The sequence below is a fragment of the Treponema sp. genome (genome assembly GCF_045657965.1).
In the GTDB taxonomy this organism is placed as follows: domain Bacteria; phylum Spirochaetota; class Spirochaetia; order Treponematales; family Treponemataceae; genus Treponema_D.
In genome coordinates, this window is record NZ_JAZOUG010000173.1 from 1 (window position 1) to 10,710 (window position 10,710).

General features: G+C 39.1%; 8 protein-coding genes. 6 read left to right on the forward strand and 2 right to left on the reverse strand.

Translation table 11 applies throughout. The features are described 5' to 3' along the window. Positions 1–168 precede the first annotated feature (168 nt). The gene (locus ACKI5B_RS06300; protein ID WP_407426929.1) at positions 169–1,596 is read right to left on the reverse strand and encodes an MGH1-like glycoside hydrolase domain-containing protein; all 1,428 of its coding nucleotides are present in this window, start codon (positions 1,594–1,596) and stop codon (positions 169–171) included. Between the two features lie 94 nt (positions 1,597–1,690). After that, the gene (locus tag ACKI5B_RS06305; RefSeq protein WP_407426931.1) at positions 1,691–3,424 is read right to left on the reverse strand and encodes a hypothetical protein; all 1,734 of its coding nucleotides are present in this window, start codon (positions 3,422–3,424) and stop codon (positions 1,691–1,693) included. Positions 3,425–3,476: 52 nt separating this feature from the next. On the opposite strand from ACKI5B_RS06305, the gene ACKI5B_RS06310 reads away from it, so the two are divergent. From ACKI5B_RS06310 to ACKI5B_RS06335, 6 genes are all read left to right on the forward strand, one after another. Continuing rightward, positions 3,477–4,823 carry a tetratricopeptide repeat protein gene (locus ACKI5B_RS06310; RefSeq protein ID WP_407426933.1) on the forward strand — a complete coding sequence of 449 codons (1,347 nt, stop codon included), beginning with the start codon at positions 3,477–3,479 and terminating at the stop codon, positions 4,821–4,823. Between the two features lie 17 nt (positions 4,824–4,840). Next, entirely contained in the window at positions 4,841–6,049 is a 1,209-nt protein-coding gene (locus tag ACKI5B_RS06315; RefSeq protein ID WP_407426935.1) for a TraB/GumN family protein, read from the forward strand. Between the two features lie 71 nt (positions 6,050–6,120). After that, positions 6,121–7,644 carry a hypothetical protein gene (locus tag ACKI5B_RS06320; protein WP_407426937.1) on the forward strand — a complete coding sequence of 508 codons (1,524 nt, stop codon included), beginning with the start codon at positions 6,121–6,123 and terminating at the stop codon, positions 7,642–7,644. Continuing rightward, positions 7,641–8,729: an efflux RND transporter periplasmic adaptor subunit gene (locus ACKI5B_RS06325; RefSeq protein ID WP_407426939.1), complete on the forward strand. Its 1,089-nt coding sequence runs from the start codon at positions 7,641–7,643 to the stop codon at positions 8,727–8,729. Before ACKI5B_RS06320 ends, ACKI5B_RS06325 begins: the two co-directional genes overlap by 4 nt. Before the next feature lie 31 nt (positions 8,730–8,760). Further along, the gene (locus tag ACKI5B_RS06330) at positions 8,761–9,453 is read left to right on the forward strand and encodes an ABC transporter ATP-binding protein (RefSeq protein ID WP_407426941.1); all 693 of its coding nucleotides are present in this window, start codon (positions 8,761–8,763) and stop codon (positions 9,451–9,453) included. Positions 9,454–9,487: 34 nt separating this feature from the next. Continuing rightward, positions 9,488–10,684, forward strand: coding sequence for an ABC transporter permease (locus ACKI5B_RS06335; RefSeq protein ID WP_407426943.1), 1,197 nt, complete (start codon positions 9,488–9,490; stop codon positions 10,682–10,684). Positions 10,685–10,710 lie beyond the last annotated feature (26 nt).

The window sequence follows — 10,710 nt, forward strand, 5'->3', positions numbered from 1 at the left end:
TTTTTGCAAACTTTTGGCACCAAGTTTTAATTCCTGATGCTCTTTTACAATTTGTAATTTTAACTCATCTGAGTATTTGGACATAAAAAATGCACCTCCTAAAATTGAACTTTATTTGTCCAACTTTAGGGGTGCACTTCACATTTTGAACAGCCTTTTTTATGCTTTTTAAAGTTTATCAATAAGCATTGAGCATTTTCCTGACGGAATCGGCAGTGTTTTCTTTTTCTGATCAAGAATATTAATTGTGAAGTAGTAAAGTTTTTCGCTTTCCATCTGGATTTCCCATCCGCGGGTACTTTTATTGCTGAGAATTGTAATAAGATTGCGTTTAAGTGAAAGTTTTTCAATACCCATAATTTCGAGGTTTGGAATAATCCAGTCTACTGTTTTGCGCGGGAGTGAAATTGAAAGACCGATTACATTTTCAATCATGAGTGCGATTGTAGAAAGGCCAATTGTGACCATACAGTGCTTGCGCGGGAAAGACTCATTTGAAGAACTGACTGCAGGACCTTCTTTGCAGGGAAGGTATGCTTCGTACAGATCACCTTTGCTGCCGTCAGCCGGCTGTAGTCCTTCAAGAATGAAATACAGGTGGCGTATAGCACATTCACGGGCAAGATCATACTGCTGATATTTTTCAAGACCTTTTATAATCATGAAATTCATTGCCGGATAAACTGAACCGTGGTAACCATCACCATTTTCAGTAAAATCAGGAGAATCGACGCTCAAAGTCGGGAACGGATGTTCTGTGCCGAACGTCTGCGGATTTGAAAGGTGAGCAACAAGTGCATCGGCTTTATCTGCATTTGGGATTTCTGCAAGTAAAGGCCAGAATCCTGCAATTGTTTTTAAAGGAAGCTGCGACTGATCCTGTGCTAAATCATGATAAAAGCCTGTTTCTGCATTCCACATGTAAGAATTGATTCTGGTTTTAAGAGAGAAATACATGCGTTTATACTGGAAACTAAGTTCTTTATCATTGAGAATATCACCAAGTGAACTCATGTTAAGGGCATTGATTGCCATACATGAGTTAAAGTCAACCGGATAATATACATTGGTGCGCGGAGAATTAGTCATACCGCAGGCGCTTGCCGGAGCTTTATAAAGACCGTTTTCACATTTAAAGTTAGCGTCAATCCATTCCATGTATTTTTGAAGCACAGGCACAACTTCTTTGACACGACGTTTATTTGCCAGTTTGTGGTAGAGATTGTATTCTGCCCATGCAAAAAGCGGAAGTCCTATTCCTTCCGGATTTTCGCTGTTTATTACCGGCGCTCCGGTTTTTAAATCATATTTCCAGCGGATTGCACCATTTGATTCCTGTTTGCTGTATATATAATCAAGGTTTTTTTCTGCTGTGTAATTTTTGTTTGAATACACAAGGAAAAATGTTGAGAATATTGATTCTGCCTGATCTATGGTTAAATTTTCTGAATCGGGATGAATAAAATAACCGTCTGAAGAAAGTTCGCCGGTTTTGGAATCAACCCAGGAACCGGATAACCAGCTCCAGGTTTTGTCATAGATGTCTACAAAATCCTGATCGTAAAAATGAATCTTAGGAAAATCTTTTTTATTCACAAAAACTCCAATGCCTTCGTAAAGGCTGACATTTTATTATTATAGCACAGATTTCTTAAAATTGTTCAGAAATTTTAGAAAAATTAGAGAAATTTTAGTTATTATATGATAAACGCACCAGTTCTGTGTCGTTTTTATGTCTGTACTTCAGTAATAATGTATTATTTTTATTTTTATAAATGAATCCAGATGAATTATAGGTTTCAAACCGCGGGTCTGAGTGGAATGAAAGACCGTAAATTTCAATTTCAGAAAATTCTTTTATTCCGCAAAGCATCATGTAATGCGAATCCCCTTTGTTAAATCTGGTTGAAATGGCCGCAGTATTGTTTTGCATCGAATAAGAAACAGAAGCTGCACAGGTCCATGCCCAGACTGGTGAAGATGAATTTCTTTGAAGAATTACAAAATGCGGATAATATTCGTTGTTTATAAGTACCGGATAAACATCTGCCATGGCAATCTGTTCAAGCGTTGTTGTAGAAAGAATGGAATTTATAATACAGTAGCCGGCAGTTTTGTATTCTTCGGCAGAGTTAAATTCTCCCCATTTGATAAGTGCATTTCCAGTTTCGAGAGCCAGACTGTTTGAAATCTGTGAATCTTTTTCGACCAGCTGAACTATTGAATCTACAAAAATACAGTTAGATTCGATGGTTTTCAGACACAAGTCAATTACTGGCAGTAATTTGTCGGCTAAAGATGAGTGCAGTGAAGAAAGTTTTAGATATGTGCATAAAATTCCGCTTGCAATAGAAACTTTCAGTTCTGATTCATTTGAAAGAATGATTTGAGAAGGAAGATCAAGCAAATCTTTTACTTTCTGATTGTCAGAATAGATGTTTAAGTAATCAGCAAGCTCGTCCATGGTAAAAATTGAAAGAGAATTTGATGCAAGGGCGTTTGAAATCATTTCGGCCATATTTTCGTTGTGCATTACCAGACTTGGATACATTGCATCAAGATTGTTCAAATATGGAGAAGAAAGATATGTGCGTTTGTTGCCGTTTTTAAATGAATCAGGAATTGATGAAACTGCCAGCGAATATTGATTTTGAGAGGCAAGTTCTGCGATATATGCTATAACAGCTTTTTCAGAAAGTGACTGCGATAAATTTATTGAATTTTTAACGGAAGATACGATATTCTCTCTTAACTGAAGAATGTTTGCATCGTATGTGGATTTCTGGGCGATGATTAAAGATGTGTCGATACTGGCAAATTTGAAGACATCTTTTTCGTTGAACGGTGCATAGTAAGCAGTGGAAGTTCTGCCTGTAAAGAAAAGCCGGTGTTCTTCGATTTTTGGAGCGTTGAAATTGTAGGCAAGGCTTTTTGAAGAAAGAAGTATTCTTGCTTTTGATTTCTCTGTAACGGAAAATCCTGAAGTAGGTTTGTAATTTAGATACAGGCCTTTAGAATTTTCTGGCAGCGAGGCATTTATGGACATGGATGCTGTAGATTTAGTGTCGCTTACAGAAAAGGTGAGAGAGACATTATTAGTAAAATTAAACTTATATGAAAGGGGTGTTTCTTGTGCGCAGGAAATAAGATTTAAAGGTTCTGACTGAGAATTATCTGACATGATTAATGTTATTGGTGTAACTTCATCTGAAAAAAAGGAAATACCTTTAAAATTTACCTGAAAATCATTTTTTAAGGAAATTTCGCCGTTTTCCTGCTGGGTCTGGGCGAAAGAAACAGAGAGAAGACCGATATTTTTGGAAACAACAGATTCATTCTTAAATTGAAGAACAAAAATGCCGATAATTAAAACACTATAAAGAACGAAAAGCCCTAATGATTTTCTAAATGAATGCCTGTACATTTTATTTAGTTTAACAGACAGCAAGGAAAGTTAAAAGGGGATAGGAACAAAAATGAAATTAAGAAACACAATCAAAAAAATCAGCGTAATTATATTTATTTCACTTTGTACTTTTGTTTATCCGGCAACTTCAGCTGAAGTAAAATTTGCCCAGGATTTAGAAAAGACATTGAATTCAGGTTCAATAGAAAAAGCTCTTGCTCTTTTTGAAAAAATGCCGGCAGGTATGGAAAAAGATACCGGTTTACAGACTTTAAAAGGTTCTCTGCTTTTGTCTGCCGGTAAGGTTAATGATGCAGAAAAACTTGCTTCAGAACTGCTTTTAAAGGAACCAAAAAATATTGATGTACTTGCACTTAATGCAATGGTAGCCAAGCAGAAAGGAAATAATGCAAAAAAATTACAGTATTTAAAGCAGATTATTGCCATTGAGCCGAATAATCCTGAGGCAAATATTGAACTTGGCAGTGAGCAGGCTTTAAAGAGAAATTACCGGAATGCACGGGATTATTATGCAAAAGCCTTAAAAGGTGACCCTGATAATCTGGAAGCTTTGTTTGGTCATGGAAAAATGTCTTATTATCTTGAAAAAGATGATGATTCAAAACAGAGCTTCAATAAAATTTTAGAACTTGATCCTCACAATTCACAGGCACTTTCATATCTTGCAAAATTTGAAGCTGAAGCCAGACAGTATAAAAAAGCAATTGAATATGTACTTGAAGCTGTAAAATATGATTCATTAAACAGCGATTATTATCTTGATTTGGGAACTTATTCTCGTTTCAGCGGAAAATATGCTGATGCAGAAAAATACTGGAAAAAGGCCGTTGAACTGGATCCGGATTATTTTCTTGGATATGCTTATCTGGCAGGTCTTTATGATGAACAGAATAAATATGATTTAGCCTACGAATATTACAAAAAAGTTGTTCAGAAAAATCCAAAATATTATTATGCTTATGAATCTGTCGGTATGTTTGCATGGTACAAGGGAAATTACGAAGAATCAAAAGCCGCATTTGAAGAAGCCCGAAAGGCAAATCCTGATAATGTTTCTTATGCTCTTATGGTGATGGCATGCCAGTTAAAAATGAAAAAACTTCAGGATATGAAAAAATATGCGCAGTCTGTTATGAAAGGAATGGACAGAAATTCTCTTGAATTCCAGATGGTGCGGATGTATCACGATCAGACGGGAGATTCTCCTGTGACATTAAAAATCCAAAATGAACAGAGCCGTTCTAAGCGTGGAAAAATGCTTTTTTATCTTGCGCTGTTTTATGATATCCGCGGCAATATTTCGCTTGCTCAGAAATATTACGGCGAAATTACAGAAATGCAGGGAGCATCTTTCTTTGAAGCAAGGCTTGCTCTTCTCTTAACTTCACCAAACTAAAGCTGACGGGGTAAATCGTGTCACAGATAAATTTAAATCTTAATGGAAAAGAAATTCTGCTTTTAGGAACGGCACATGTTTCTCAGGCAAGCTGCGATGAAGTAAAAAAGGCGATTGTTGACAAAAAGCCGGATTGTGTAGCAATAGAATTAGATGAACAGCGCTATGCTTCCCTTAATGATAAAGACAGGTGGAAGAATCTGGATATAATTAAGCTTTTAAGGGAAAAAAAAGGGTTTCTTCTGCTTGCGAATCTGGTTCTTTCAAGTTTCCAAAAGCGTATGGGTGCAAATGTCGGGGTTCAGCCGGGAGATGAAATGCGCGCAGGTATTGATGCTGCCGGTGAACTTGGAATTCCATGTGAAATGGTTGACCGGCCGATTCAGACGACTCTGCGTCGTGCATGGGCAAAAAATTCTGGACCTGGAAAAATGAAGCTGCTTTCAGCTCTTTTTGCAAGTGCAATGGCAAAAGAACAGGTTTCAGGTGAAGAAATCGAAAGCCTTAAAAATAAAAGCGAAATGGACGGCATGATGGCAGAACTTTCTGAATTTATGCCGGCCGTAAAAGAAGTCCTTATTGATGAGCGGGATTTTTATCTTGCCGCTCATATCTGGGAAAGTGTTCAGAAGGAAAACCGGAAGAGTGTGATTGCTGTTCTGGGGGCAGGACACTTACCAGGCGTTCAGGCTCATCTTGAAAAAATTGCACGCGGAGAAGAATCAACAGACACTCAGAATATTTCATCGATACCTGAAAAGAAAATCGGTTCAAAAATTATCGGCTGGCTTATTCCTGTGTTTATTGTTGCTTTGATTGCACTTGGATTTGTTTACGGCGGCATGACAAAGGGAATTGATTTACTCAGTTCGTGGGTAATCTGGAATGCGGCACTGGCTGGAATTGGCGCTTTGATTGCCGGAGGTCATCCTCTTACAATATTAATGGCGGCTATAGGGGCACCTTTTACTTCACTTTGTCCGCTTGTCGGAGTCGGAATGTTTGCCGGCATTGTCCAGGCTTTTATATGTAAGCCGAAGGTTTCAGATATGGAAACAATGATGGACGATGTTTCAAGTATTAAAGGATTTTATAAAAACCGGCTGCTTCGTGTACTTCTGGTTTTCTTCCTTTCAAGTGTGGGAAGTTCAATCGGAACATTTGCCGGCGGTTCAACGCTTATTGTGAGTGTTGCGGCATTTTTTAAAGGTTTGTTTATAAAATAAAATCTTTTTATATAACAATTTATTTATATATATTTAAGGATTTGTTAATGTATGAGGAATAGAATTAGCCTATGAAAAAAAATATCGGACTGATTCTATCCTTTTTACTTTTTATTCAGTTTAGTTCTGCGGAAAATAACCTGCAGACTCTGCTGTTCAGTTATCTCAAAAACGATTTAACCCTTCAAAAATATACGCTTACCGCTCAGGTTAAAGCCCTTGATTACGATTCAACAAAAGTAGAAAACGGTTTTGAACTTACGCTTTCAACCGGAACTGTAAAAGTTCAGACTTCATCTGACGGAACAAAATACACTTTTACGCCTTCTGCTTCTGTTTCACTACCGCAATTAAACGACACAAGCCTTTCTGTAACGCTTCCTATGACAAAAAAAAGCGGTTATTCATCTGGAAGTGAAAACGGAACTTTTCTTGATGACGGAAATATAAAGCTTTCAACAGGAATTATAACTTCTGCTCCCTTAAAACGAAAAATTTCTCTTCTGGAAGCTGAGCGGGAATACATCGAAGCAAAACGAAATGCACAGAATCAGGCTCTTACCGTCGAAAATGAGTTTTACACAAATTTAAAAGAGCTTTACGGATATGTTAACGATGTTCTTTCCGCAAAAAATGAACTTTACGACGACGAACTTGACCTTCGCGTGCTTGAAGTACAGGGGTACAGCAAAACAAGTGCATCTTACCGTACAAAATATCTTGAATGTCAAAGTGACCGGCGGGATGTAACAGAAGCACTGCGCAAGCTTGAAAGAGAAACTGCAGTTTTTGCGATGAAATGCGGTGCTGAATATAACCGTGTTTTTGATCCGAAAAGCTTTGATTCTCAAAAAGCTGACGAAACAGGAGAAGCTGCACTGGCTTCTGTAATGGATTTCCTTCCAAAAGAAATTCCTTCTGTCGAACTGGACGACGTACTTAATTATAAAAGCGAAAATTACACCGATACAGAAAGTGCCCTCTGGTCAAAATACATAAGTGACCTTAAGCGTAAAAGCGATTACAATCTGGAACTTTCAGCTTATGCAGGCTACACTTTTAATGAATCAGCTTCAAAATACGATACTGTAGACTCAGGAATTACTTTTGACTGGCGCGGAATTTCAGCTTCAGCAGGAGTTTCAGTTCCGACAGGCCAGAATCTTTTTCCGTTAAAATCAACTGAGAGCGGCATTGCTTCAAAAAGTCCTGTTTACACATTTGCCGTTTCAATTTCTCCAAACACATGGCGCCTTGCTTCAATTAACAAAAAACAGGATGCCTTAAACGAAAAAATCGACGAAATAACAATAAAAAGTGCCTCTGATGATTACGAAACAGACCTTATCGACAAACTTACAGAACGTGGAGATTTAAACTGGTCCGAAAAATCTTACGCTGAAGAATATGACATGTACTCGCAGCTTGAATACGATATGGACAACTGGTTAAAACAGGGAAGCGTAACAAAAAGCGATTATCTTGATGCTGCAAATAACAGAGATAAGGCTCAGATGAATATTCTGATAAATGCCGTTGAAAAAATAATTTACAACAACGAAGTAAAACTTATGTTCGTGAGGGACGAAAAATGAAAATACAGCTTTTAAAAAAAATAAAACTTTCCAAAAAGCAGAAAATAATTGCAGGCTCGGTTATTGCGCTTGTCTTACTGATTGTAATTTTAAAAATTGCCAGAACCGCTGTAGAAAAATCTTCGGCTTCTTCTCAGACGACTTACGTTGTCCGAAAGGAAACTTACGAAAATGTAATTGAAATTGCAGGAACTGTAGATGCTGCAAAAGAGCAGACTCTGGAATCACTGAACGACGGAACTGTTGTAGGTGTTTACAAAAAAGAAGGCGATGCAGTAAAAAAAGGCGATTTAATCGTTCAGCTGGATGATACCGAACAGCAGTACAATCTTGCAAACCTCGATTACGAAATATCTGTTGCAAAACAGAATCAGACTGCCGGAAAAATCAAGCTTATGGAAACACAGAGGCTTTCTCTTGTCAGTAAAGTTTCTGACCGTAAAATCGTAGCAACATTCGACGGAATTATTGCCGAGCTTGACGTAGATCCGGGTGATTATCTTGAAGCAAAGGACGAAATCGGAACTCTGGTGAATACAAGCTATCTTACAGCTGATGTTGAAGTTGCCGAAACTGATGTTTCAAAACTTCAGGCAGGTCAGAAAGTTGAATTTACTTTTCCGGCCTATGACGGCACTGTCGAAGGCTATCTGGTTTCTTATCCTGCAATCGGTGAAGTAACCAGCCGAGGCGCAACGGTTGTGAATGCAAAAGTCCGTATCGACGATGTACCTGAAGGAATCCTGCCGAATTTCAGCTTTACCGGAAAAATTCAGATTACCGAACCTGAAACAAAACTTGTTGTTGAACGCTATGCAATCGGCCACGAAAAAGGCACTGCCTTTGTTGAAATTCTTGGCCGTGACGGAAAAACGACAAAAGTTGAAGTTGAAGTTCAGCCGTACGGAACAGATTATGTAAACATTATTTCGGGGCTTGAAGGCGGCGAAATGCTTAAAGCCCAGAGTTCTGCTTCAAAAAGCGGACGGATGAGCGTAACTAAAAAAGGCGAAAAGGCTCAGAAAAATAAAAATAATCAGCAGCAGGGCGGAATGATGGGAGCCGGCGGACCACCACCTTTCTAATCTGAAAATTAAAAATGGAAAATTGAAAATCATGTCTGAACCAGTCATTTATATGCAGGATGTACGAAAGATTTACTCGATGGGCGAACAGGAAGTTCATGCTTTGCGCGGAATTTCATTTTCTGTGGAACAGGGAGAATTTATGTCGATTATGGGTCCTTCCGGTTCCGGAAAATCAACCTGCATGAATATGATCGGCTGTCTTGACCGGCCGACCAGCGGAATCGTTAAAATCGGCGGCAGGGAAACAGCAAAAATGAACGAAAAGGAACTTGCCGTACTGCGTAATAAAACAATCGGCTTTGTATTTCAGCAGTATCATCTTCTGCCTACGATGACAGTGCTTGAAAATGTTATGGTTCCGCTGCGTTATCAGGGAATAGAGCGCGCACTTCGCCGCGATATGGCTCTTTCTGCCCTCGAAAAAGTTGGATTAGGAGACAGAATCTCTCATCTTCCGAATGAGCTTTCCGGAGGTCAGAAACAGCGTGTTGCAATAGCGCGGGCAACTGTAACAAAACCTGCGATAATCTTAGCTGACGAGCCGACCGGAGCGCTCGATTCAAGTACGGGGCACGCAGTTCTGGATTTATTCGGCGAAATTAACAGTACAGGAACCACAATCGTAATCGTAACGCATGATCCAGGAATCGGTGCAAGTACAAAGCGCTGTATCAGAATCCTGGACGGCCAGATTCAGGAGGATTCCGACATCCTGTCGTGACAAGTTTTTGACAGGCATTTTATTGGAGTAAACTATGCTAGAGGATTTTATAGATTCACTCAGGAACTTTTCTCGTTCAAAAACACGGACTTTTCTTTCTCTGCTCGGCGTTATTATCGGTGTTGCAAGTGTCATTATAATTACCAGTATCGGTTCAAGTTCAAGTAAGCAGATTCAAAACCAGTTCGGCTCTTCCGGCCTTGATTTAGTAAGCGTAAGTTCCGGCGGCTGGATGAGGCGGAACCGTGATGCAGTTACCCTTAAATTTGACGAATCTTTACGTACTGATTTATTTGACAGTATCCGCAATATAAAAAAGGTCTGGTACAAAAATTCAACAAGTTTTTCTGTTTCGTATGGAGAAACTACGGTTACTTCAAATGCAACAGCAATTGAGCCGGGTTACCTTGAAATGTATCAGCTCGAACTTGATACAGGAAGCTATTTTACGGTAACAGATGATGTTGCCGGAAGTCAGAAAATGATTATCGGAAGTGAAGTTGCTTCTTCCCTCTTTCCGGATGGAAATGCCGTCGGGAAAGGTGTTCTTGTAGTATGTTCGAAAGTTCCTTTTGCGTTTACAGTCGCCGGTGTGCTTAAAGAACAGTCAAGCGGCATGGAATCTACAACAACAGGCATTTACATTCCTCGGGGCTTTTATGCAAAAAAAATCACTCCGAATCCAAATGCTGACACAATTATGGTTCAGGCAACTGATTCAAGCTATTGTTCTCAGCTTGTAACCGATTTAACAAGCTATATGACCGAAAAATCCGGAACTGAAGGCAGTGTAAGCATTACTTCCATGCAGACAATGATAGATCAGGTAAAAAGCGTTATGAGCACTCTTTCACTAATGCTTTCAGGAATTGCCGCAATTTCGCTTTTAGTCGGCGGAATCGGAATCATGAACATAATGATTGTTACTGTAACTGAGCGGAAGCAGGAAATCGGCATCAGAAAGGCACTGGGGGCAAGCCCTTTTGCAATCTGCCGGCAGTTTCTTGTAGAAAGCGCAAGCATTACTCTTTTAGGCGGAATACTGGGAATTCTGCTTGGAATTGCACTGAGCCTTGCCATTGAATACGTTGCAACGGAACTTCCTTACGCAATAAAGATTTCTGCCTGCCTTATTTCGTTTGTTTTTTCTGTCTTTGTAGGAATTTTCTTCGGATTGAGCCCTGCCATGAAGGCAAGTAAGCTCGATCCGGTAGAAGCCCTTGCGGGGTAAAAGAAAGGGATATAATATTTTTTTGA